The 23,599-nt window shown below is 70.9% G+C and carries 21 protein-coding genes; 8 read left to right on the plus strand and 13 right to left on the minus strand.

The window, feature by feature from the left end:
* Window positions 1-114: 114 nt before the first annotated feature.
* Window positions 115-1,872 (minus strand): SDR family oxidoreductase, encoded by a 1,758-nt coding sequence (locus CW359_RS14220; RefSeq protein WP_105970290.1) that lies wholly within the window; start codon window positions 1,870-1,872, stop codon window positions 115-117.
* A gap of 49 nt (window positions 1,873-1,921) precedes the next feature.
* Entirely contained in the window at window positions 1,922-2,800 is an 879-nt protein-coding gene (locus tag CW359_RS14225; protein WP_232838391.1) for a M24 family metallopeptidase, read from the minus strand.
* A gap of 224 nt (window positions 2,801-3,024) precedes the next feature.
* Between CW359_RS14225 and CW359_RS14230 the strand changes: the two genes are divergently transcribed.
* The 5 genes from CW359_RS14230 to CW359_RS14250 all read left to right on the plus strand — a co-directional run bounded on the left by CW359_RS14230 (window position 3,025) and on the right by CW359_RS14250 (window position 6,972).
* Window positions 3,025-4,077 (plus strand): ABC transporter ATP-binding protein, encoded by a 1,053-nt coding sequence (locus CW359_RS14230; RefSeq protein WP_198655214.1) that lies wholly within the window; start codon window positions 3,025-3,027, stop codon window positions 4,075-4,077.
* A complete protein-coding gene (locus CW359_RS14235) occupies window positions 4,067-4,984 on the plus strand; it encodes an ABC transporter permease (RefSeq protein ID WP_105970291.1) in 918 nt (305 codons plus the stop codon). Before CW359_RS14230 ends, CW359_RS14235 begins: the two co-directional genes overlap by 11 nt.
* Complete coding sequence (locus CW359_RS14240) at window positions 4,981-5,892, plus strand: ABC transporter ATP-binding protein (RefSeq protein WP_105970292.1); 912 nt, start codon at window positions 4,981-4,983, stop codon at window positions 5,890-5,892. The genes CW359_RS14235 and CW359_RS14240 overlap by 4 nt, the downstream gene beginning before the upstream one ends.
* Window positions 5,893-5,903: 11 nt before the next feature.
* Complete coding sequence (locus CW359_RS14245) at window positions 5,904-6,623, plus strand: ABC transporter permease subunit (RefSeq protein ID WP_105970293.1); 720 nt, start codon at window positions 5,904-5,906, stop codon at window positions 6,621-6,623.
* A gap of 109 nt (window positions 6,624-6,732) precedes the next feature.
* Window positions 6,733-6,972, plus strand: a complete 240-nt coding sequence (locus CW359_RS14250; RefSeq protein ID WP_105970294.1) for an SGM_3592 family protein — start codon at window positions 6,733-6,735, stop codon at window positions 6,970-6,972.
* Window positions 6,973-7,307: 335 nt separating this feature from the next.
* On the opposite strand, the gene CW359_RS14255 is transcribed toward CW359_RS14250, so the two are convergent.
* From CW359_RS14255 to CW359_RS14295, 9 genes are all read right to left on the minus strand, one after another.
* On the minus strand, window positions 7,308-8,120 hold the full coding sequence (locus tag CW359_RS14255) for an HAD family hydrolase (protein WP_105970295.1): 813 nt from the start codon (window positions 8,118-8,120) through the stop codon (window positions 7,308-7,310).
* The gene (gene serS, locus CW359_RS14260; protein WP_105970296.1) at window positions 8,117-9,406 is read right to left on the minus strand and encodes a serine--tRNA ligase; all 1,290 of its coding nucleotides are present in this window, start codon (window positions 9,404-9,406) and stop codon (window positions 8,117-8,119) included. Before serS ends, CW359_RS14255 begins: the two co-directional genes overlap by 4 nt.
* Window positions 9,407-9,966: 560 nt before the next feature.
* Window positions 9,967-10,899 carry a prephenate dehydratase gene (gene pheA, locus CW359_RS14265; protein WP_105970297.1) on the minus strand — a complete coding sequence of 311 codons (933 nt, stop codon included), beginning with the start codon at window positions 10,897-10,899 and terminating at the stop codon, window positions 9,967-9,969.
* Between the two features lie 51 nt (window positions 10,900-10,950).
* Window positions 10,951-12,270 (minus strand): iron uptake transporter deferrochelatase/peroxidase subunit, encoded by a 1,320-nt coding sequence (efeB, locus tag CW359_RS14270; protein WP_105970298.1) that lies wholly within the window; start codon window positions 12,268-12,270, stop codon window positions 10,951-10,953.
* A gap of 8 nt (window positions 12,271-12,278) precedes the next feature.
* Window positions 12,279-14,291: a copper resistance CopC/CopD family protein gene (locus CW359_RS14275; protein WP_105970299.1), complete on the minus strand. Its 2,013-nt coding sequence runs from the start codon at window positions 14,289-14,291 to the stop codon at window positions 12,279-12,281.
* A 19-nt stretch (window positions 14,292-14,310) separates the two neighbouring features.
* Window positions 14,311-14,778, minus strand: coding sequence for a copper chaperone PCu(A)C (locus CW359_RS14280; protein ID WP_105970300.1), 468 nt, complete (start codon window positions 14,776-14,778; stop codon window positions 14,311-14,313).
* Window positions 14,775-15,428, minus strand: a complete 654-nt coding sequence (locus CW359_RS14285; RefSeq protein WP_105970301.1) for an SCO family protein — start codon at window positions 15,426-15,428, stop codon at window positions 14,775-14,777. Before CW359_RS14285 ends, CW359_RS14280 begins: the two co-directional genes overlap by 4 nt.
* Before the next feature lie 154 nt (window positions 15,429-15,582).
* The gene (locus CW359_RS14290; RefSeq protein ID WP_105970302.1) at window positions 15,583-16,323 is read right to left on the minus strand and encodes a YcnI family copper-binding membrane protein; all 741 of its coding nucleotides are present in this window, start codon (window positions 16,321-16,323) and stop codon (window positions 15,583-15,585) included.
* 186 nt (window positions 16,324-16,509) lie between these two features.
* Window positions 16,510-17,409: a hypothetical protein gene (locus CW359_RS14295; protein WP_105970303.1), complete on the minus strand. Its 900-nt coding sequence runs from the start codon at window positions 17,407-17,409 to the stop codon at window positions 16,510-16,512.
* A gap of 251 nt (window positions 17,410-17,660) precedes the next feature.
* Between CW359_RS14295 and CW359_RS14300 the strand changes: the two genes are divergently transcribed.
* From CW359_RS14300 to CW359_RS14310, 3 genes are all read left to right on the plus strand, one after another.
* Entirely contained in the window at window positions 17,661-18,146 is a 486-nt protein-coding gene (locus CW359_RS14300; RefSeq protein ID WP_105970304.1) for an ATP-binding protein, read from the plus strand.
* Between the two features lie 90 nt (window positions 18,147-18,236).
* The gene (locus CW359_RS14305; RefSeq protein WP_105970305.1) at window positions 18,237-19,187 is read left to right on the plus strand and encodes an intradiol ring-cleavage dioxygenase; all 951 of its coding nucleotides are present in this window, start codon (window positions 18,237-18,239) and stop codon (window positions 19,185-19,187) included.
* Between the two features lie 9 nt (window positions 19,188-19,196).
* Entirely contained in the window at window positions 19,197-20,015 is an 819-nt protein-coding gene (locus tag CW359_RS14310) for a triphosphoribosyl-dephospho-CoA synthase (protein WP_105970306.1), read from the plus strand.
* Between the two features lie 74 nt (window positions 20,016-20,089).
* Here the strand turns inward: CW359_RS14310 and CW359_RS14315 are convergent, their stop codons facing one another.
* Window positions 20,090-21,556 (minus strand): aminopeptidase P family protein, encoded by a 1,467-nt coding sequence (locus CW359_RS14315; protein ID WP_105970307.1) that lies wholly within the window; start codon window positions 21,554-21,556, stop codon window positions 20,090-20,092.
* 81 nt (window positions 21,557-21,637) lie between these two features.
* A complete protein-coding gene (locus tag CW359_RS14320) occupies window positions 21,638-23,170 on the minus strand; it encodes a PP2C family protein-serine/threonine phosphatase (protein WP_105970308.1) in 1,533 nt (510 codons plus the stop codon).
* Between the last annotated feature and the right edge of the window lie 429 nt (window positions 23,171-23,599).

Raw genomic sequence — 23,599 nt, forward strand, 5'->3', positions numbered from 1 at the left:
GGGTGCCGGGTGAGACCGTCGTCACGCATTTGATTTTGGTCCGGAGGTTTGATCCACAGCCAAGTCCAGTTATCCACAGGGGAATTGGCGAATCTGTGGACAACGGACCGGCCGTCACAGCGGTGGGTTCACCCGTGCCAGTGCCCGCAACGCCCCGGGGACGAAGCGGGACATGAGATGCGCGCCCCGGGCCTCCGCCGTCACCGGCGCGACCGCCTCGTTGCGGACCACCGCCCGCAGGATCGCCGAAGCGACCTTCTCCGGCGGGTAGTTGCGCAGCCCGTACAGCCGTGCGGACCGCTTCTGCCGCCGCGCCTGCTCCTCGGCGTCGACCCCGGCGAAGCGCGCGGTCGAGGTGATGTTCGTGTTGACGAGCCCGGGGCAGATCGCCGAGACGCCGATGTCCTTGGCCGCCAGCTCGGCGCGCAGGCACTCGCTGAGCATCAGGACCGCGGCCTTCGAGGTGCTGTACGCGGGCAGCGCCTTGGAGGGCAGATAGGCGGCGGCCGACGCGATGTTCACGATGTGGCCGCCCTGTCCGCGCTCGGCCATCTGCTTCCCGAAGAGCCGGCAGCCGTGGATGACACCCCACAGGTTGACGTCCAGGACCTTCTTCCAGTCCTCCGGGGTGGTGTCGAGGAAGGACCCGGAGAGCCCGATCCCCGCGTTGTTCACCAGCACGTCCACGACGCCGTACTCGGTGGCGACCTTCGCGGCGAGCTTCTCCATCGCCTGCTCGTCCGTGACGTCGACGGTCTCCGCCCAGGCCTCGGGGGCGCCGACCAGCAGGGCCAGCTCGGCCGTGCGGGCCGCGCTCTCGGCGTCCCGGTCGACGGCCACCACCCGGGCGCCCGACTCGGCGAACGCGAACGCCGTCGCCCGCCCGATGCCGCTGCCCGCCCCGGTGACCAGCACCAGCCGGCCGCCGAAACGCTGCGCGTACCTGCCGGTCGCCGCCGCCGGGAGCCGTCCGCCCTCGTTGGCGGTCACGAACTCGTCGATCCAGGCGGCCAGCTGGTCGGGCCGGGTACGCGGGATCCAGTGCTTGGCGTCGAGCGTGCGGCGCACCAGCCCGGGCGCCCACCGCTCAAGACCGTCGGTCAGCCACTCGGAGAGGAACGCGTCCCCCAGGGGCGTGATGAGCTGCACGGGCGCGTGCGCGTACGCGTCCGTGCGCGGCCTGCGCAGCCGGGCCCGGATGTTGTCCCGGTACAGCCAGGTGCCGTTGGCCGCGTCCGAGGGCAGGGTGGCCGTCGGATAGCCGTCGTCGGCGGAGATCTTCTCGACGCGGGCCAGCAGCTTCGGCCAGCGCTTGCCGAGGGGGCCGCGCCAGGCGAGTTCGGGCAGCACGGGCGTGTGCAGCGCGTACACGTACCAGGACTTGCGGCCCTGGACCAGGAGCCGGGCGACCGCGCGCGGGGTGGGCCGTCTCAGGCGCTCCTTCGTCCAGTGGCCGAGGTGGTCCAGGGACGGCCCGGACATCGACGTGAAGGACGCGATCCGGCCCTCGGTACGGGTGACGGTGACGAACTCCCAGGACTGCACCGAGCCCCAGTCGTGCCCCACCAGATGCACCGGCCGGTCCGGGCTCACCGCGTCCGCGACCGCCAGGAAGTCGTCGGTGAGCTTCTCCAGGGTGAAGCCGCCGCGCAGCGGACGCGGCGCCGTCGAGGCGCCGTGGCCCCGCACGTCGTACAGGACGACATGGAAGCGGTCGGCGAGGCGTGCGGCGACCTCGGACCACACCTCCTTGGTGTCCGGGTAGCCGTGCACGAGGATCACCGTGGGGTCGGCCGGGTCGCCCAGTTCGGCGACGCACAGCTCGATCCCGCCCGTCCGTATCCGGCGCTCACGCGCCCCTTCGAGAGTCACTCGTCCTCCGTCTCAAGGAACACGACCGTCGGCCCAAGGTCCACGACCGTCACTTCGCCTCCGCCCAGCGCCGCACGTGCGGCAGATCGTCGTCCAGCCAGAACGCGCTCTCGCGCGGGTCCACGGAGTCCGTGACGACCAGGATCTCCTCGAACTTCGCGCCCGTGCCCCGGAATCCGAGATGCGGCTCGACCGCCCACAGCCCCGGCTGCGGCGGGTGGTCGGAGAAGCGGTACGGCGACCACAGGGGCGACCAGCCCTCGCGGTGGCCGCGCAGCGCGTCCCCGGCGAGCCCCTTCAGGGACTGCGTGCCGAACCCGAACAGCCGGGGCGACCAGGGCCGTTCCCGCACCCGGTCGACCTTGTGGGCGATCACCCCGAAGGGATACGCGCGATGCCGGTTGGCGTAGCCCTGGCGGACCATGAGGCGGTCCACGTCCTCGTAGATCTCGCGCAGCGGGCGCCGCTCGCGCACCTCGCGCAGGATCAGCTCGCGGTGCGCCTCCAGGTCGGCCATCAGCCGCTCCTGCACCGGGTTGGCGCCGAGCGAACCCGAGTAGCCGATGTCCGCCGCGAATCCCTTGTGCACCGGCGCCATGTCCAGGATGAACGGCATCCCGGGCTCCAGCCGGCGGCCGGTCGGGAAGAACTGCAGCGGGACACGGAAGTTCACGAACGCCGTGCGGTCCCCGAACCAGGCGAACGGCAGATGGAACCAGTCCCGCACGCCTCGCTCGCGCAGCCACTCCCGCTGCATCCGGGCCGCCTCGCGCTCGGTGATCCCCGGCTCAAGACGCGCCGCGACCGCCTCCGCGCACTCGTACGCCAGCCGCTGCACCCGCCTGAACCCGGCCAGTTCTCCAGCCAGTTCACCGACCAGCTCCCCGGCCGGTTTCGCGGTGAGCCCGCCCGCCTTCGCCGTCGTCATCGCCCGCCGCCCACCGTCCCCATCGACCGCGCTACGCACCCGTAACTTGACCTTGCGAATCTGGCACTTGTTAGAGCCCGCGTCAACAGTCGAACGTCTGTCTGTGGACAACCGGGGCCGACAACCCGATGATCTCTCCGGCGATCTCCCCGGAGATGTGGAAACTCAGGGACCGGTTGTTCGACTTCAGGGGGACCCCTACGGGCCCGTACGACTGCAGGTGGATGCCGAGACAGCTCTACGGGTTGACGACCGGTGTGGTGTACGCCACTACCGTCGACGACGTGACTGTGATCGCGACCGAAAGCCTGAGCAAGCGGTTCCCCCGGGTGACCGCGCTCGACCGGCTCTCCATGGACATCGGACCCGGTGTGACCGGACTCGTCGGCGCCAATGGCGCCGGCAAGTCCACCCTGATCAAGATCCTGCTGGGTCTGTCTCCCGCCACGGAGGGCCGGGCCACCGTGCTCGGCCTCGACGTCGCCACCGAAGGCGGCGCCATCCGTGAGCGCGTCGGCTACATGCCCGAGCACGACTGCCTGCCGCCCGACGTCTCGGCCACCGAGTTCGTCGTGCACATGGCGCGCATGTCCGGGCTCCCGCCGGCCGCCGCCCGGGAGCGCACCGCGGACACCCTGCGCCATGTCGGCCTGTACGAGGAGCGCTACCGACCCATCGGCGGCTACTCCACCGGCATGAAACAGCGCGTGAAGCTCGCGCAGGCCCTCGTCCACGACCCGCAGCTGGTCTTCCTGGACGAGCCGACCAACGGCCTCGACCCGGTCGGCCGCGACGAGATGCTCGGCCTCATCCGCCGGATCCACACGGACTTCGGCATCTCGGTCCTGGTCACCTCCCACCTCCTCGGCGAGCTGGAGCGGACCTGCGACCACGTGGTGGTCGTCGACGGCGGCAAGCTCCTGCGCTCCAGCTCCACCACCGACTTCACCCAGAACACGGCCGTCCTCGCCATCGAGGTGACCGACACCGACGACCACCCGGACGGCACCCGCGCGGTCCGCGAGGCGCTCCACGCGCGCGGGGTGGACACCCACGACGGCAGCGGACTGCCCGGCGCCGGCCACATCCTGCTCCTCACCGCCCAGGGCGAGGAGACCTACGACCTCGTCCGCGACACCGTCGCCGACCTCGGCCTCGGCCTGGTGCGCATGGAACAGCGCAGACACCACATCTCCGAGGTCTTCACCGACAGCGACGGACAGAGCGGTGACATGCCGCAGAACCTGGGCAAGGAGGCGGTCGGCCATGGCGGTTGAGCAGACCCCGGCACAGATCCCGGCACCCGCGGGCGCCCAGTCCCGCATCCACAACATCGGCTACCGCTCGTACGACGGCCCCCGCCTCGGCCGCGCCTACGCCCGCCGCTCCCTCTACTCGCAGTCCCTGCGCGGCGCCTACGGCCTCGGCCGCTCGGTCAAGTCCAAGGTGCTGCCTATGGTGCTCTTCGCCGTGATGTGCGCCCCAGCGGCCATCATGGTGGCGGTCACGGTCGCCACCACGGCCAAGAAACTGCCCGTCGAGTACACCAACTACGCGATCGTCATGCAGGCGGTCATCGGCCTGTACGTCGCCTCGCAGGCACCCCAGGCCGTCTCCCGGGACCTGCGCTTCAAGACCGTACCGCTGTACTTCTCGCGCCCGATCGAGACCGCCGACTACGTCCGCGCCAAGTTCGCGGCACTCGCCTCGGCCCTGTTCCTCATCACCGCGGTACCGCTGGTCGTGCTCTACGTGGGCGCCCTGCTGGCCAAGCTCGACTTCACCGACCAGACCAAGGGATTCCTCCAGGGGCTCGTCTCCGTGGCACTGCTCTCGCTGCTCTTCGCCGGTATCGGCCTCGTCATCTCGGCGGTCACCCCGCGCCGCGGCTTCGGCATCGCGGCCGTCATCGCCGTACTGACCATCTCCTACGGCGCTGTCTCCACCCTCCAGGCCATCGCCGACGCCCAGGGCAGCGGCAGTGCCGTCCCCTGGATCGGCCTCTTCTCGCCCATCACCCTCATCGACGGGGTGCAGACCGCCTTCCTCGGCGGAACGTCCGCCTACCCCGGAGGGGTAGGCCCCAGCACCGGCGAAGGCGTCGTCTTCCTCCTCGCCGCCCTGGGAGTCATCGCCGGCTGCTACGGCCTGCTGATGCGCCGCTACCGAAAGGTCGGACTGTGACCACGCTCAACATCGACCACGTCTCGCGCTGGTTCGGCAACGTGGTGGCGGTCAACGACATCACCATGACGATCGGCCCCGGCGTCACCGGCCTCCTCGGCCCCAACGGCGCCGGAAAGTCCACCCTCATCAACATGATGGGCGGCTTCCTGGCCCCCTCCACCGGCACCGTCACCCTCGACGGACAGGCCGTGTGGCGCAACGAGCAGATCTACAAGCACATCGGCATCGTCCCCGAGCGCGAGGCGATGTACGACTTCCTCACCGGCCGCGAGTTCGTCGTCGCCAACGCCGAACTGCACGGCCTCGGCGCCAAGGCGGCCCAAAGGGCGCTCGCCACGGTCGAGATGGAGTACGCGCAGGACCGCAAGATCTCCACGTACTCCAAGGGCATGCGCCAGCGCGTCAAGATGGCCAGCGCGCTCGTCCACGACCCCTCGCTCCTGCTCCTCGACGAGCCCTTCAACGGCATGGACCCGCGCCAGCGCATGCAGCTCATGGACCTGCTGCGCCGCATGGGCGCCGAGGGCCGCACGGTCCTGTTCTCCTCGCACATCCTCGAAGAGGTCGAACAACTGGCCGCCCACATCGAGGTCGTCGTCGCCGGACGGCACGCGGCCAGCGGCGACTTCCGCCGCATCCGCCGTCTGATGACCGACCGCCCGCACCGCTACCTCGTCCGCTCCAGCGACGACCGCGCCCTGGCCGCCGCCCTGATCGCCGACCCGTCCACCTCCGGCATCGAGGTCGACCTCGCCGAGGGCGCCCTGCGCATCCAGGCCGTCGACTTCGGCCGCTTCACCGCCCTGCTGCCCCGCGTCGCCCGGGACCACGGCATCCGGCTGCTCACGGTCTCGCCGTCCGACGAGTCCCTCGAATCCGTGTTCTCGTATCTCGTCGCCGCGTAGGAGGCCGACTCATGTACGACCCCACAGTCGCCCGGCTCACCTACCGGGCGTTGCTCGGCCGCCGCCGGGCCCTCATCCTGGGCGCGCTGCCCCTGCTGCTCATCGTGATCGCCGTCGCCGTACGCGGTCTCGTCGGCGCCGACGACCAGACTGCGGCGGACGTCCTGGGCGGGCTCGCGCTCGCCACCATGGTGCCGATCATCGGCGTCATCGCGGGCACCGGCGCGATCGGCCCGGAGATCGACGACGGCTCCGTCATCTATCTGCTCGCCAAGCCGCTCAAGCGGCCGACGATCATCTTCACCAAGCTGATCGTCGCGATCGGCGTCACCATGGCGTTCTCGGCGGTGCCGACGTTCATCGCGGGCCTGATCCTCAACGGCAACGGCCAGCAGGTCGCCGTCGCCTACACGGTCGCTGCGCTCGTCGCCTCCATCGCCTACGCCGCGCTCTTCCTGCTCCTCGGCACGGTGTCACGGCACGCGGTGGTCTTCGGGCTCGTCTACGCCCTGGTCTGGGAGGCCCTGTTCGGCTCCCTGGTGGCCGGGGCACGCACCCTGAGCGTCCAGCAGTGGGCCCTGGCCGTAGGCCACAAGGTCACCGACGGCGACCTGGTCACCTCGGACGTCAGCCTGCCCACGGCGACGGTCCTGCTGATCGTGGTCACCGTCCTCGCCACCTGGTTCGCGGGCCAGAAGCTGCGCACGCTGACACCGACCGGCGACGAGTAGGACGTACGCCGGAGGCCCGGCCGTTCTTGACAGGGACTTCACGCGTGTCCGGGCACACTGGACAAACGGGGACGCGGGGCGACGGGGAAGCAGGGCGAGGAGGACGGGGATGGCAGGGAAGACAGCACGCGGTGACGGACTGGCGGGGCCCGGGGACGACTGGGACGAGCTGGTTCTCGACGAGGACTTCATACGTTCCGCCGACACCGCCGAACCGTCCGCCCGCGCCCGCATGCTCGCGGCGCGCTGGCGGAAGGAGGCGCCCGAGCCGCAGCCCTGGCGGTCGGACGAACCCCCGGCGGGCTGGTTCTTCAGCAAGTCGCGGCGCCGCCGCTGGCGCCGGAAATAGCTCACCAGTTTTATTCGGTGGCGTTCGACTCGGCGTACGGGCACAGTAGTTCTGTCCAGTACGCCTGATCTGTCCGATGTCGAAGATCCGGTGGCTGGAGACGGGTACTGGGAGCGGAGCCGCGCGACGCCGATGCACGGCTGTCCGCGCGGCTTCCTTCAGGGCAGCCCGCGGCGGGCTCCGGAGCAGTCACTACCTCCGGCGGGCCGCTCAGCTGGGGGCGCTGCCCGGGGCGGCCACTTCGAGCGCGCGAGTCACTTCGCGCGGGCCGCCCTCCCAGGCCCCCTCGCAAGCACTCCCGGCCCCCTGACACTCACCTGAGTGTGCAACCGCAGCTACGCGAGCAACCGCTCCAGCACCACCGCGATGCCGTCCTCGTCGTTCGACGACGTCACCTCGTCCGCCACCGCCCGCAGTTCGGCGTGCGCGTTGGCCATCGCCACCCCGCGCGCCGCCCAGGCGAACATCGGGATGTCGTTCGGCATGTCACCGAATGCGATCGTGTCCGCGGACCGCAGGCCCAGCCGACGGGCCGCCAGGGACAGCCCCTTCGCCTTGGACAGGCCCAGCGGAAGGAGTTCCACTATGCCCTCGCCCGCCATGGTCACTGTCACGAAGCCGCCCGCGGTCCGCGCGGCGACCTCGGTCAACCGGTCGGCGGACAGCGTCGGATGCTGGATGTAGATCTTGCTCAGCGGCTCGGCCCACAGCTCCGAGGGGTCCGTCAGCGGTACGAAGGGCAGTGAGCCCACGCCCGAGTAGCCCGCCCCGACCAGCACCTCGCCGTCCAGGCCCGCCCGGCTCGCCGCCAGGAACAGCGGCCCGGTCTCCGCCTCGATCTTCGCCAGCGCGAGCGAGGCCAGCTGCCGGTCCAGGGTGATCGACGTCAGCAGCCGGTGCGCCCCGGCGTCGTACACCTGTGCGCCCTGGCCGCAGACCGCGAGTCCCTCGTAGCCGAGTTCGTCGAGGATGTGCCGGGTCCAGGGCACCGCACGGCCGGTGACGACGATGTGCGCGGCGCCCCGCGCGGTGGCCGCGGCGAGGGCCTCGCGGGTGCGCGCCGAGACCGAGTCGTCGGAGCGCAGCAGCGTGCCGTCGAGGTCGGTCGCGACGAGCCGGTACGGGAACGACCCGGAGCCGTCGGTCACTTGGCGACCGGCTCCAGCAGCTCCCGCCCGCCCAGATACGGGCGCAGCACCTCGGGCACCCGCACCGAACCGTCGGCCAGCTGGTGGTTCTCCAGGATGGCCACGATCGTGCGCGGTACGGCGCACAGCGTGCCGTTCAGCGTCGCGAGCGGCTGCACCTTGTTCTTGCCGTCGCTGGTGTCACGCATCCGGACCGACAGACGCCGGGCCTGGAAGCCGTCGCAGTTGGAGGCCGAGGTCAGCTCGCGGTACTTGCCCTGGGTCGGGATCCACGCCTCGCAGTCGAACTTGCGGGACGCCGACGCGCCGAGGTCGCCCGAGGCCACGTCGATGACCTGGTAGGGCAGTTCGAGGCCGTCGAGCCACTGCTTCTCCCAGTCCAGGAGGCGCTGGTGCTCGTTCTCCGCGTCCGCCGGGTCGACGTACGAGAACATCTCGACCTTGTCGAACTGGTGCACGCGGAAGATGCCTCGCGTGTCCTTGCCGTAGGTGCCGGCCTCGCGGCGGAAGCACGGCGAGAAGCCGGCGTAGCGCAGCGGCAGCTTGTCGGCGTCGAGGATCTCGTCCATGTGGTAGGCGGCGAGGGGGACCTCGGAGGTGCCGACCAGGTAGAAGTCGTCCTTCTCCAGGTGGTACACGTTCTCCGCGGCCTGGCCGAGGAAGCCGGTGCCCTCCATCGCGCGCGGGCGGACCAGCGCCGGGGTCAGCATCGGGACGAAGCCGGCCTCCGTGGCCTGCGCGATCGCCGCGTTGACGAGGGCGAGTTCGAGGAGCGCGCCGACGCCGGTGAGGTAGTAGAAGCGCGAACCGGACACCTTGGCGCCGCGCTCGACGTCGATGGCGCCCAGCGCCTCGCCCAGCTCCAGGTGGTCCTTGGGCTCGAAGCCCTCGGCGCCGAAGTCGCGGATCGTGCCGTGCGTCTCCAGGACGACGAAGTCCTCCTCGCCGCCTACGGGGACGTCCGGGTGGACCAGGTTGCCGAGCTGGAGGAGGAGCTTCTTGGCGTCCTCGTCCGCCTCGTGCTGCTCGGCGTCGGCCGCCTTGACGTCGGTGGCGAGCCGGCCCGTCTTCTTGAGCAGCTCGGCCTTCTCCTCGGGGGAGGCCTTGGAGATGAGCTTGCCGATGCTCTTCTGCTCGGAACGCAGCTCGTCGAAGCGGACGCCGGACGCCCTGCGCCGCTCGTCGGCGGACAGGAGAGCGTCGACGAGCGCGACGTCCTCTCCACGGGCACGCTGCGAGGCGCGCACACGGTCGGGGTCCTCACGGAGCAGGCGAAGGTCAATCACGGTCCAAGGCTACCGGTGCGAGGTCGGCGCTCACGACTCGGTATTTCCATACACCCCTTCTGCTGCTATTTGCCCGAAATGCCGATCACGTCAAGGGGAATGGGAGCGGTCCCCCGGAAGGATCTGCGGAGGCCTCGCCGGTTGACTCGAATCCCTTGCGGCGAACGGGACTTGAGGTGCGGCGAGGCGTGGTAATCCACACCCTCGAAAAGTTATCCACAGGCTGTGCGAAAGATCTGTGGATTACGGCGGTGATCGTTTCGGAAGGTGTCCGGCAGATGACCAATTCCCGAAGCAAACCACCCTCACGCCCACTTTCGGGTGGAAATGCGTAACCCCGGGGAGTTACGCCAGGGAAACGAGTGGACGAAGGGTGGCATGCCGGGCTGTGGACGAGTCGACGGTCTGTAGGCCGATTTGTCGACAGACCGGCACTCCGTTGTCGACTTGTCCCCAGGTCGAGAAGCTGGCCTGTGGATAACTTCTGTGGATAACGCAAATCGGCTGGTAGGACTGGCCCCAGGTAGCTGCCAGGAGCTTCCAGGAGCTGAAGGTCCGGTTTAGAAGCGGCCGTCCTGGCAGCGGGCCACCCAGTCGGCGGCCGTCACGAACTCGTCGTCGGACGTCCCCGGCAGCGGAGCGCGCACGTCCTCGACGCCGATGTCCGCACGCGGGTACGAACCCAGGTACCGCACCTTGAGACAGATCCGCCGGAGCCCCATGAGCGCCTCGGCGACCTTCCGGTCGGAAATGTGTCCCTCGGCGTCGATCGCGAAGCAGTAGTTGCCGATGCCCTGCCCGGTCGGCCGGGACTGCAGCAGCATCAGGTTGACGCCGCGTACGGCGAACTCGCCCAGCAGGTCGCGCAGTCCACCGGGGTGGTCGTCGCGCTGCCAGATGACGACGGACGTCTTGTCGGCGCCGGTCGGCGCGGCGGGCCGGGCGGGCCTGCCGACCAGGACGAACCGGGTCTGCGCGTTCTCCGCGTCGTGGATGCCGGTCTCCAGCGCCGTGAGGCCGTAGCGGGCGGCGGCGAACTCGCCGGCGAAGGCGGCGTCGTAGCGGCCCTCCTGGACCAGCCGGGCGCCGTCCGCGTTCGAGGCGGACGACTCCCACACCACGTCCGGGAGGTTGATCTTCATCCAGTTGCGGATCTGCGACTGCGCCGCCGGATGGGCGGTGACCGTCTTGATCTCCGACAGCTTGGTGCCCGGCCTGACCAGCAGCGCGAAGGTGATCGACAGCAGCACCTCGCGGTAGATCATCAGCGGGGCGCCCGCGACCAGCTCGTCCAGCGTGGTGGTGATGCCGCCCTCGACGGAGTTCTCGATCGGCACGAACGCCGCCTCGACCTCGCCGCTGCGCACCGCGTCGAGCGTGGCGGGCACGGACACCATCGGGATCAACTCCCGGGTGGCCGCCTCGGGAAGCGTGCGCAGGGCAACCTCGGTGAAGGTGCCCTCGGGGCCGAGATACGCGTAGCTGGCTGGCATGCCCTCACCCTAATGGCCCCCGCAGAGCCCCGGCGCACGCTTCCTTCCCCGTCACCCCTCCAGCAGCGACTGCCCCACGTACTCCCCCTCGCCCGCCCCGCCGGGCACCGCGAACAGCCCGCTCGACTCGTGCCGGATGAACTTGGAGAGGGCGTCGCCCCGGTCGAGCTTGCGCTGGACGGTGACGAAGCCGCGCAGCGGGTCCGCCTGCCAGCACACGAAGAGGAGCCCCGCGTCGGGCGTACCGTCCGTGCCGATCCCGTCGTGGAAGGACCAGGGGCGCCGCAGCATGGCCGCGCCCCCGTTCTCGTCCGGGCGCGCGATCCGCGCGTGGGCGTTGATGGGGACCACGAGATCGCCGTTCGCGTCGACCTTCTCCAGATCCATCGCGGTGGTCTCGGTACCGCCGCTGAGCGGAGCCCCGTTCGACTTCTTCCGCCCGACGACGTCCTCCTGGGCCTTGACCGACAGTTGCTCCCAGTCGTCGAGCAGCATGCGGATGCGGCGTACGACGGCGTAGGAGCCGTTGGCCATCCAGGACGGTTCGCCGGTGGCGGGCACGAAGATGCGCTTGTCGAAGTCGGCCTCGGTCGGCTTGGGGTTGCGGGTGCCGTCGATCTGGCCCATCAGGTTGCGGGCGGTCATGGGCTGCGCGGTGGCGCCCGGCGACCGGTTGAAGCCGTTCATCTGCCAGCGGACCCGGGCCGCGCTGCCCGCGTCCTTCTGGATCGCGCGCAGGGCGTGGAAGGCGACCAGGGCGTCGTTCGCGCCGATCTGCACCCACAGATCGCCGTTGCTGCGGGCCTTGTCGACGTGGTCGGAGGAGAACTCGGGCAGCGGGTCCAGCGCGACCGGGCGCTGCTTCTCCAGCCCGGTGCGGGCGAAGAAGCCGTAGCCGAAGCCGAAGGTGATCGTCAGCGACGAGGGACCGGCGTCCCGGGCGACATCCGTGTCGTCGTGCGCGGCGGGCTCTCCCGCCATGAGCCGCTGGGCGGTGTCGGACCAGCGGCGCAGCAGTGCGGCGGCCTCCTTGCGCCCGGCGCCCGCCGCGAGGTCGAAGGCGACGAGGTGGCCGCGCGCCTGGAGGCCTTCGGTGATGCCCGGCTGATGTTTCACGTGAAACATGACCCTGTCCGTACCCACCGAGGTGAGCGGGAGGGACTGGCCGGAGGAGCCGGTGGAATCGGATCCGGAGCCGACGGCATAGCCGGTGGCCCCGCCCGCCGCGCCGAGCGCGAGCCCGGTGGCACCGGCGGTACCGAGCAGCCGCCTGCGCGAGATGCCGGGTTCCCCGTGCTCGTGCTCGGTGCTTCCGGGGGCGTTCTCCCGGTTGCTTTCCCGGTCGTTTTCCTTGGTGGACTGCTCGGGCATGGTGCGGTTCAGCCGATCTGCGCGTTCTTGGTGACGGTCACTTGGTCGATGTCGGAGGTCCGCACCGTCACGGCGATCTTCCAGGTGCCGGTCATGGGGATCTGTACCGCGTTCGCCGTCCAGTGGCCGGTGGCGACGTGGTCCGGGTTCACGGTCAGCGGCCCGATCTTCTTGGCGGTGAGGGTGAAGGCGACCTTGACCTCGGGCACGTCGAAGGCGCGGCCGTTGGGCCGTTCCACGTAGACGTGCATGACGTTGCCGCCGACCCGGGCGGGGTTGATGTCGATCCGGGCGAGGCCCTTGCCGTCCTGGCCGCCGGTGTCGAAGGGCATGTCCAGGGTCAGCGCGCCGGTCCCGGCCCCGGAGTCCGCGGCGGACGACGAGGCCGAGGCCGCGGTGGCCGCCTTGGCCTCCTCCTCCGTACGGCCCGGTTCGGTGGACGTCAGCACGGTGGTGACGGCGAGCAGGACGACGGCGACGCCCGCCTCGGCCAGCACCGAGCGGCGCAGCCCGGTGCGCAGGGGGTCGGCGTCGCGCAGCCGCTTCACGCGCGCGGTGTCGACGGCGGCCCGCTGCCGGGCGAGCTGGGCGGCACGCTTGGTGTCCCCGCCCGCGACGGCGCCCGCGGCGACCGGTTCCTTCTCGGCGTCGGCGCTCTCGTGCTCCGTATCTTCCGTGGCCTCCGTCTCGACGGCTTCGGCGGTCTCCGGGAGCTGGGCGGTCCAGCGGCGCGAGATGTAGGCGAGGCCGACGAGGACGACGACCAGGCCGATCTTGACGAGCAGCAGCTGCCCGTACGAGGTGCCGGTGAGCGCGGACCAGGAGCCGACCTGGCGCCAGGACTGGTAGATGCCGGTCGCGACCAGCGCCAGCACGCTGCCGAACGCGAGGCGGGAGAAGCGGCGTACGGCCGAGCCCTCGATCGGGGCGTCGGCGGGTGCCCGGAACAGGGCTACGAGGAGGGCGGAGAGCCCGCCGAGCCAGAGGGCGACGGCCACCAGGTGGATCACGTCGACGGGCATCGCGATGCCCGCCTGGAGCCCGGTCGAGGCGTGTTCGGCGAGCGCCCAGGTGGCGGCGAGGCCGATGGCCACGACACCGCCGCCGATGGCGAGCCCGAAGGTGAGGTCGCGCCGCGCGGTGGCGCGGTACGCCGCCTCCTCGGCCTCCTCTTCCTCCGTGCGGTCGTCCTCGCCGAGGCCGGCGTCCTCCGCTTCGTCGTCCTCGTCCGGTCTGGCGTACGCCCCGAAGAGGACCGCGATGAAGAGAGCGCCGGCCGCGAGCAGCAGCAGGCGGGAGACGAGGGCGGCGCCGGTCTTGGTCTGGAGGACGTCGGCGAGGAGGCTCAGGTCGAAGATGTCGGCGACCTTGCCGGAGCCGGTGTACGAGCCGCGCATCAGCAGCAGGGCGAGGGTGGCGGCGGTCATCGCGAGCCATCCGGCGGCCACGAGCCGCTGGAGCGCCCGCACACCGGCCCCGCGCTGCCAGCAGGCGAGGACGAAGGCGGCGCCGCCGACCATGACGATGAAGCCCGCGTACGACACGTACCGGCCGAAGCCGTAGAGGGCGCCGACGACTCCGCCGCCCGCCGACTGGTCGGAGACCGAGACGGAGGTGACGGAGGGGGCGCCGACGGAGAAGGTGAAGGCGCCCGCGACGGGGTGGCTGTCCGCCGAGACGACCTGGTAGGCGACGGTGAAGGTGCCGTCGGGCAGTCCGGAGTGGAGCGGGACGCCGTAGGTCGTGCCGCTGATCTCGGCCGCCTTGCCGGTGTCGACGCGCTTGCCCTTGGGGTCGAGCACCCGGAACGCGCCGTCGGAGAACGCGATCTTCTCGGAGAAGGTGAGCGTCACCTGGTCGGGGGCCTTGTCGACCACCACTCCCTGCGAGGGGGAGCTGCCGATCAGAGCGGCGTGTGCGGATGCGGGCGCGGCGCCGGCCAGCCCGGTGAGCAGTGCGGCGGCGAGCGCGAGGAACAGCAGCACCAGGGGGCGTACGCGGGGGGCGATGGTCTGTGTCACGGTGGTCCCTCCCTCGGTCTCAGTGTCCGGTCTTCGGGTTGTACGTCGCGGACTTCACCGGCATCTCGACGGTGATCGGCGAGGTTTTGGCAAAGTGCAGCTGGACGGCGACCTTCTCGCCCTCGCGCGGCTTGCGCTTGAGCTGTTCGAACATCAGGTGGTCGCCGCCGCTCTGGAGGACGAGTTCGCCGTGGGCCGGGATGTCGAGGCTCTCGGCCTCCTCCATGGTCTGCCCGACGGTCCTGTGCACGGTGACCTCGCCCGCGACCTCGCTGGTGACGCGGGTGAGCACCTCACCGGCGGCGCCCTTGTTGGTGATGACGAGGAACCCGGCGGCCATGGTGTCCGAGACGGGCTGGGGCATGTAGGCGGAGCCGACGGACAGTCCGGCGCCGTCGGAGGAGCCGTCGGAGTCGGAACCGCCGCACGCGGTGAGGGCGAGCGCCCCCGCGAGCACCGCGGCCGTCACCGAGGGGACGCGCCTCACGGGTTCTGCCCCTTGATGATCTTCGGGAGGTCCTTGGTGTAGTCGTCGACGGTGGCGTCCTCGCCGTAGAGGACGTAGCCGCCGTCGGTCTTCGGGGAGAACGCGATGACCTGGGTGCCGTGCATCGAGATCGTCTTGCCGTTCTTGTCCTTCGACGTCGGCTCGATGGAGATGCCGAGGGTGCGGGCGCCCGCCTGGATGGTGGCGAAGTCGCCGGTCAGGCCGACCACCTGGGGGTCGATGCCCTTGAGCCACTTGCCCAGCTCGGCCGGGGTGTCGCGCTTGGGGTCGGTGGTGACGAAGACGATGCGGAGCTTGTCCTGGTCGGCCTTGGACAGCTGCTTCTTGGCCACGGCGATGTTGTTCATCGTCAGCGGGCAGACGTCGGGGCAGTTGGTGTAGCCGAAGTAGATGAGCGTGGGCCGGCCCTTGGTCTCCGCGCGGAAGTCGTACGGCTTGCCCTGGGTGTCGGTGAGGACCAGGTCGGGCTTCTCGAACGGCTGGTCGAGGATCGTGGCGGCCTTGTCGGAGCCCGCCTCGACGGAGACATCGGCGACGGACTGGTTGTCGGAGTCGCCGCTGCCGCAGGCGGAGAGGGTCAGGGTGGCCGCGACCAGCAGGGCGGACGCGGCGAACAGCTTCTTGCGCATAAGGAGATGTCCCGAAGGTGTGGTTCGTGGAAGGCCCGGTGCGCCGGCGGGCGGGGCCGTACCGGGAAGAGGTCGTACAGGGAAGGCGTCGTACCGGGAGGGGGCGTACGGGAGAACCGCACGCCCCCGGCGCGCACCGGAGGGTGAGCGAGGGTCAGGCGGCGGTGCGGCGACGGCCGGCCAGCACGCCGAACGCCACGCCCGCGACCCCGACGACGATGCCCACGACGCCCAGCACGCGCGCGGTGGTGTCGCCGCTGTCGGCGGGCTCGGCCGCGGTGGTCGTGGTCTTCGCGGCGGGCTCCGCGGAGGCCGCCGCCTCGGTCTCCTCCGTGGCGGAGCCGCCGTGGTGGTCCCCGGTGGCGGCGGACAGGGCGAGCACCGGAGCCGGGTTGTCGGGCTCCTCGGCGCCGTCCGCCTGGACCTCGATCCAGCGGACGACCTCCTTGTTGGAGTACGTCTGCAGCGCCTTGAACACCAGTTCGTCGGCGTCCTCGGGCAGCTGGCCGATGGAGAGCGGGAACTTCTGGAAGAAGCCGGGCTCGATGCCCTTGCCCGCTGCGGTCCAGGTGACCTTGGAGACGGCCTCGGAGATCTTCTCGCCGTGCAGCTCGACCGGGGTGGCCAGCTTGGACTTGGTGACCTTGACGGTCCAGCCCGCGACCGGCTCCGGCATCACCGAGGCGAGCGGGTGGTCGGTCGGGAAGCTGACCTCCAGCTTGGTGGTCGAGGCGTTGTCGCGCTCGTTCGGCACCTTGAAGTTGACGGTCGCGTAACCGCCCTTGGCGGCGGTGCCCTCGGCGGACACGCTGACGTGCGCGAAGGCGGGGCCGGAGAGGACGAGGACGGTGGCGCCGGCGAGGGCACCGGCGGCGGCGATACGGGAAACCTTCATGTCGGAAGGCGCTCCACTTCGGTTCGAGGGGCATGCGAGGGGCATGCGAGAGACAGGAGGGGAAGGGGACGCGCGGGCGGAACGGTGCACACGCGCGTGTGTGCCGCACCACGGCGGCCTTCCTCCGGCCCTCGGACCCCCGGATCACAGGACCCTGGGAAACCGACGGGGAGCGGTCGCGCCGTGTCAGGCGGCGAGCACGAGAGCGGCGGCGGGCGGACCGCGCCGGATCACCGAGTGCTGGAGCGCGGCGGCGGGTGGCCGCGGCGGTACGAGGGTGCACGCGCGCGGGGCCTGCGGTGCCGTGTCCGGGGTACCCGCAAGACCGGTACGGAGTGCGCGCGCCAGCGCGAGCGCCCCGCGCAGGGAGCGTACGAGCGCCCCCTCGGCCACTCCGTGCGCCGACAGCCGCATCAGCCGCAGCAGGGCCAGGTCGCCGCGCCGCAGCACCCAGCCCGTGACGACGGCCGCGAGGAGGTGACCGAGCAGCATGGGCAGCGAGGGCAGTCCGGAGGTCAGGGACGCGGGAATCCCGGTGGCGGAGGCGAGAGCGTCCGCGGAGTGGCCCATGGACCCCATGTCCGCGCCGGAACCCATCACCATGCCGCCCGTGCCGCCGGAACCGCCCGCGACTCCCGTACCGCCCGTGCCGATCCGCGCGTCGGTGAGGATGCGCTGGGCCTGGGCCGGGCTGATCGCGGCGAGCGGCGCACCGCACAGCAGCCGGGCGGCGCGGGCGACCAGGTCGGTGTCCGTCGCGGCGGCCGTGGACGCCGAGGCCGACGCGGCGGCGGTCACCGAGGCGGTGGTGTGCTGTCCGAGCCCGAACAGCGTGTGCAGGACCGTCTGGCCGACGGCCAGCAGGGCGACGATGCCCGGCAGCGAACGGGCCCGTCCGGCGAGCGGTGCCGCGCACGCCAGGACCCCGAGGAAACCGGCGCCCAGGGTCCACAGCGGGACGGCGGCGCAGGAGGCCAGGGTGTGCCCGGCGCCGGCCAGCACGACACAGACCGCGGCGAACACCGCGGCCCTCAGCATCCGGACCGTGCTTCCGGAGGGCGCTGTGCGCCGGCGGCGGGCAGTCATGGCGGGCTCATCATCGCACTGGCCCCACGGCACCCATACGGCAGGTCCACAAGGTGGTGTACGGCCGGATTACACCCCGTACGGCCGGGTACAAGCGGAAGGAAACTTCTGCCAATCAACGCCCCACATACACCGATTGCAGCTCGCAGCGCATCCCCCGTATGGGCGGCATCACGTCAACTGCGTGCTTACACACCGGCACTCGCGGCAATACGTACAGGTATGTCGAGCCGCGGCCTGGAGGCTGGAGCATGAGCATCTGGTGGTCACTCCATCTGCGGCGCGAGGCTGCGAGCGTTCCGCTCGCCAGACGCCTCCTGCTGGGCACCATGGAGACGGCGGGCGTAGACCCGGACATCTCCTACGACCTCTCCCTCGCGCTCAGCGAGGCCTGTGCGAACGCCGTCGAACACGCCGGTGACACCGCGCAGGGCGACTCCCTCGGGGCCTATCGCGTCACCGCGTACCTCGACGGCGAGAAGTGCCGCATCGAGGTCGCCGACTCGGGCCCCGGCTTCCCCGCGAGCACGGCGAGTCCGACAGTGGCGGAGCCCCCGCGCCGCCCGGTACCCGTCGCGTCCGTCCCGTACGACTCCGAGCACGGCCGCGGACTGTCGCTGATCGAGGAACTCGCCGACCACGTCACCATCGGCAACAAACCGGGCCGGGGCGGCGCGGTGGTCAGCTTCGACAAGATGCTCAAGTGGCGCAAGGACGCACCGCTGATGGCTGTCTGACGCTCGGTCACTTCAGCTTTCTCGCGCTTCACAGGCAGCTCTCAGCCCGCGCCCATGATCCTGATGGACGGCGTCCCTAATTTCCTGTTCATGACGGGAAACCACAAGGACACCACGATCACCCGGCGCCGCGCTCTCGCGGTGACCGGAGGCACGGTCGCCGCCGGCGGACTCGCGGTCGCGGGCTACCAGACGGCCTTCGCGGACGACGCGACGACCACGACGACGGCCGACGCCACCGCGTCCGCCACCGCGAGCGAGAGCAGCGGCACCTGCGTCCTCATGTCGAGCGTGACGGAGGGGCCGTACTACCTCGACAACGCGCTGGTGCGAAAAGACATCACCGAGGGCAAAGCCGGGGTCCCGCTGACCCTGCGCATCACCGTCCAGGACACCACCGAGTCCTGCGGCCCGGTGGCCGGCGCGGCTGTGGAGATCTGGCACTGCGACGCCTGGGGCTACTACTCCGGCTACACCACCGCCAACCCCGGCGGCTCGGCCCCCGCCGAGAGCGAGGACGGCTCCACCGCCAACGACAACACCTACCTGCGCGGCTACCAGATCGCCAACGCCAACGGGGTCGTCAAGTTCGAGACGATCTTCCCCGGCTGGTACACCCCGCGCACCTGCCACATCCACGTCAAGGTGCACACGGGCGGCGCGAAGGAGGACGGCACCTACGAGGGCGGCAAGGTCAACTACACCGGCCAGTTCTTCTTCCCCGACGACGCGGCCGAGGCGATCTTCGCCCTGGAGCCCTACTCCCAGCACTCCGGCAGCTACACCACCCTCGACAACGACATGGTCTACGACGGCGGCGGCGCGTCCAGCGGACTCCTCACGCTGAAGCCGGTCCACAAGAAGGACGTCTCCAAGGGCTACAAGGGCTTCATCACCCTGGGCATCGACCCCGACGCCGAGAACACGGGCGCGGGCAGCGGCGGAGGCGGCGAGCCCCCGAGCGGCGACGCCCCGACCGGGACGCCCCCGACGGACGCTCCGACCGAAAGTGCCTCACCCTCCGCCACGGCCTCCTCGTAAGGTACGGCCATGAGCAGCCGTGAGGACGAGGCGCTGGCGCTGGCCGCCGTGGACGCGCTGACCGGGCAGCTGGCCCTGGCTCCCAAGCCGGGCCTGCCCGACCCGCGCGATCTCGACGCGCGTGTCACGCGCAAGGACCAACTCGCTCTGCGCTGGTCGGCCAAGGCGCTCGCGCCCGGCCTCGCGGCGATGGCGGCGGCGGCCCGCCGCACCGGCGAACCGACGCCCGCGCTCCGTACGGAACTGGGCGCGATCGGCCGCTCCACCGAGCACTCGGTGGCACTGGCGGGCGGCGGCCACCGGGGCGCCCTGTGGGCGCTCGGCCTGCTGGTCGCGGCGGCGGCCCTGGACCCCGGGGCCAAGGCACGCGACGTCGCTGCCGCCGCCAAGAAGATCGCCTCCCACCCCGACAAACGCGCCCCGCGCAGACCCTCCCGGGGCTCCTCGGTGTCGGCGAAGTACGGCGCGGCCGGCGCCCGAGGCGAGGCGAGGGCCGGATTCCCGCACGTAAGACGGGCGTTGGACGCCTTGGCCACCGCCCGCTCGACCGGCGCGACGGAGGCGGAGGCCCGCCTGGACGCCCTCCTGACGGTCATGTCGACCCTCCAGGACACCGAACTCCTGTACACAGCGGGCCCGCACGGCCTACGCCACGTCCAGGCGGGCGCCCGCGAAATCCTGGAAGCGGGCGGAACGTCGACGGAGGCCGGCGCCAAGGCCCTGACGGCCTTCGACACCGACCTCCACACACGCGGCTGGAGCCCAAGAGGCAGCGCGGGCCTGTTCGCGGGCGCCTTGTTCCTGGACGCTCTCCCGGTGACTTCCTAGACGCCGGCCCGCACCAGCCCACCCAGGGGCGCGGGGAACTGCGCGACCAGCCACAGCTGACGCGCAGCCAAAACTCAACCCTTGAGCCGAGCCATCCAAGCCTCAACCTCATCAGAACGCCGAGGAAGCCCAGCCGAAAGGTTCCGGTTCCCGGACTCCGTCACGAGGATGTCGTCCTCGATCCGCACCCCGATCCCCCGATACTCCACAGGCACGGTCAGATCATCAGCCTGGAAATACAACCCGGGCTCGACCGTCAACACCATCCCCGGCTCAAGAACCCCGTCCACATAAGACTCCACCCGCGCCGCCGCACAGTCGTGAACGTCCATCCCGAGCATGTGCCCGGTCCCGTGCAGCGTCCACCTCCGCTGCAACCCCAACTCCAGCACCCGCTCCACAGGCCCCTCGACAAGCCCCCACTCCACGATCCGCTCGGCCAGCACCCGCTGCGCCGCGTCGTGGAAGTCCCGGTACTTGCCGCCGGGCTGCACCGCCGCGATCCCGGCCTCCTGGGCGTCGTACACCGCGTCGTAGATCTTCTTCTGGATGTCGGTGTACGTGCCGTTGATCGGCAGCGTCCGCGTCACGTCGGCCGTGTAGTACGTGTGCGTCTCGACGCCCGCGTCCAGCAGCAGCAGTTCGCCGGAGCGCACGGCCCCGTCGTTGCGCACCCAGTGCAGCGTGCAGGCGTGCGGCCCGGCGGCGCAGATGGAGCCGTAGCCGACGTCGTTGCCCTCGACCCGCGCGCGGAGGAAGAAGGTGCCCTCGATGTAGCGCTCGCTGGTCGCCTCGGCCTTGTCGAGGACGCGGACCACGTCCTCGAACCCGCGCACGGTCGAGTCGACGGCCTTCTGCAGCTCGCCGATCTCGAACTCGTCCTTGACCAGCCGGGCCTCGGAGAGGAAGACGCGCAGTTCGTCGTCGTGCTCGGCGGTGACCTTGTCGGTCAGCGCGGCCTCGATACCCGCGTCGAACCCGCGTACGACGCGCACCGGACCGGTCGCCGCCCGCAGCGCGTCCGCCAGCTCGCGCACGTCCGAGGCCGGGATGCCGTACACCTGTTCGGCCTCGGTGAGCGAGTGCCGGCGGCCGACCCACAGCTCGCCCTGCCCCGAGAGCCAGAACTCGCCGTTCTCGCGGTCGGAGCGCGGGAGGAGGTAGATCGTCGCCTTGTGCCCGCCGGCGGCGACCGGCTCCAGGACGAGGACGCCGTCCTCCGTCTGGTTGCCGGTCAGGTACGCGTACTCGACCGAGGCCCGGAAGGGGTACTCCGTGTCGTTCGAACGGGTCTTCAGATTCCCGGCCGGGACCACCAGCCGCTCGCCCGGGAAGCGCGCCGAGAGCGCGGCACGGCGGGCGGCGGTCTCCGCGGCCTGCGCGATGGGCGCGAGGTCCGTCAGCTCGGTGTCGGCCCAGCCGGACTTCATGCTCTCGGCCAGCTCGTCGGAGACGCCCGGGTACAGGCCGTTCTTCCGCTGCTTGATGGGCTCCTCGGACTCGGTTTCCGGGGTCGCCGGAAGCTCCTCCGCCACGGTCATCCTCCTAGATACGGCACTGGACCTCGTCCATCGTACGGTCGTACGGAACGAGGCCCAGAGGCGCGAGGGGCGACCGGCCGCTCACTCGAAGCGGGCCGCCAGCAGGACGACGTCCTCCTGACCGTCCGACGCGTCCACGTCGTCCGGCAGCATGCTGCGCAGGACGTGGTCCGCGACCGCGCCCGGATCGTCCCGCAGCCCCTTGGGCACGCTCGCCGCAGCCGCGTGCAGCCGTGAGAAGGCCCGGTCGACGGGGTCGCCGGTACGGTGCAGCAGCCCGTCGGTGTAGAGCAGAACCGTCTCTCCGGGTTCCGTACGGAACTCCACGCTGGGCGCCTCCCAGCAGGCGAGCATCCCGAGCGGTGCCGACACGGTGGTCTCCACGAACTCCGTGCGCCGCTCGCCGATCACCAGGGGCGGGCAGTGCCCGGCGCCGGCCAGTGTGATCTTGCGCAGCGCGGGCTCGCAGTAGGCGAACAGGGCGGTGGCGCAGCGGGCGGGCTCGGTGAGCCGCAGCAGCAGCTCCAGGTCGGAGAGGACGGCTACCGGGTCCTCGCCCTCCATCACGGCGTACGCGCGCAGCGAGGCCCGCAGCCGGCCCATCGCGGCGACGGCGCTCGGCCCGGACCCGGTCACCGCGCCCACGGCGAGGCCGAGGGACGCGTCCGGGAGGGGCAGCGCGTCGTACCAGTCGCCGCCGCCGCGCGGGCCCGTGCGGTGCCGGGCGGCGAGCTGGACGCCTGCCACCCGGGGCAGCCGGGCGGGCAGCAGCTCCTCGGAGATCGTCTTCACGCACGCGCGCGTGCGCTCGACTTCGACCAGTCGCGCCAGGTGCTCGGTCGCGTACCGCGCGTACAGGCCGACGAGATGGCGCTGGCGTTCGACCGGCTCCGCGGGCTCGTCGTAGAGCCAGACGGCCGCGCCGAGGCGGCCCGCGGACTCGGTGGACAGGGGGAGCGCGTAGCTCGCCGCGTAGCCGAGACGGGCGGCCACCTCACGGTGGCGGGGGTCGAGACCGTCCTCCGCGAGGAGGTCCGGGTGTGTGATTTCGCTCTCGCCGCCGGGCAGCCCCGCCGCCGTGTCGAGGAGGCGGCCGTACGGCATCGAGCCGCGCGGGATGGTCTCGATGTGCCCGAGGTCCGCGCGGGCCAGGCCCAGGCCGATGGTGGTGTCGGGGCCCAGGCCGTCACCGGGTTCCAGGACGACGAGACCGCGCCGGGCGCCCACGAGGGCGGCTCCGGCGCGCAGCAGCTCCTGGAGCGCGTCGGCGAGCGACGCCGTGCGGGCCAGTCGCTCGGTCAGCTCATGCAGTGTTGTGAGGTCGGACACCCATCCGGCGAGCCGGTCCTGAAGGAGGATGCCGGGGCCGTTCGGGCAGGTCAGCGCGGGTGTGTCCGCAGAGGTGTCCGGGACTACGGGCGCGGGCGCGACAGTGTGTGCCGGTGAGGGAACCGTTGAATCGATTCCGGCCACTTTCGGGAGGTGAGGGGCGTTCATGGTGTCCGGCCTTCCGACCGGCACGTATTGCTCAATAGCATCGCAAACCCCCATGTGATTCTGCGCCGCTAGCAGTGTCTCCACATGTACACGCACTCGTGAGGGGATGTCCAGCATTGTCCTGCCGGGATTCCTGGTGTCCATGGGTTTCCCGGGGTCCCCTTGCGAAAAAGCAAAGTTGGCCTAAAACTGACTCGGGTAGCGGGTTATTGCGGTCGACTGGCCTGGTTCGACGGAGCGTCACAGCGGTCTCGGTGGGTACGTACTCGGTGAAGGCCAGGGGTGGTTGTGCAACCGCCCGGAACCTGGCGACGGACCCGGGCGTCTTAACCACTGACGACCGTGCCCCATCCTCCCTTGGCGGAGGCGGAGAGAAATACGCGGGACGGCAAAACGCCAGACTCCGCCACCCCGCGCCATGCCCATGCTTTTGATCAACGCAGTATGGACGCGGACGTAGCCAACGCTCGGCGCTCGGCGCACAAGGGGGCTGCCCCTTGCCTCTTACCGGGGCGTGATGCGCCAAAAGGTACGCAAAAGGTACGC

Origin of the sequence: Streptomyces geranii, from assembly GCF_002954775.1 — a bacterium.
GTDB lineage: Bacteria > Actinomycetota > Actinomycetes > Streptomycetales > Streptomycetaceae > Streptomyces > Streptomyces geranii.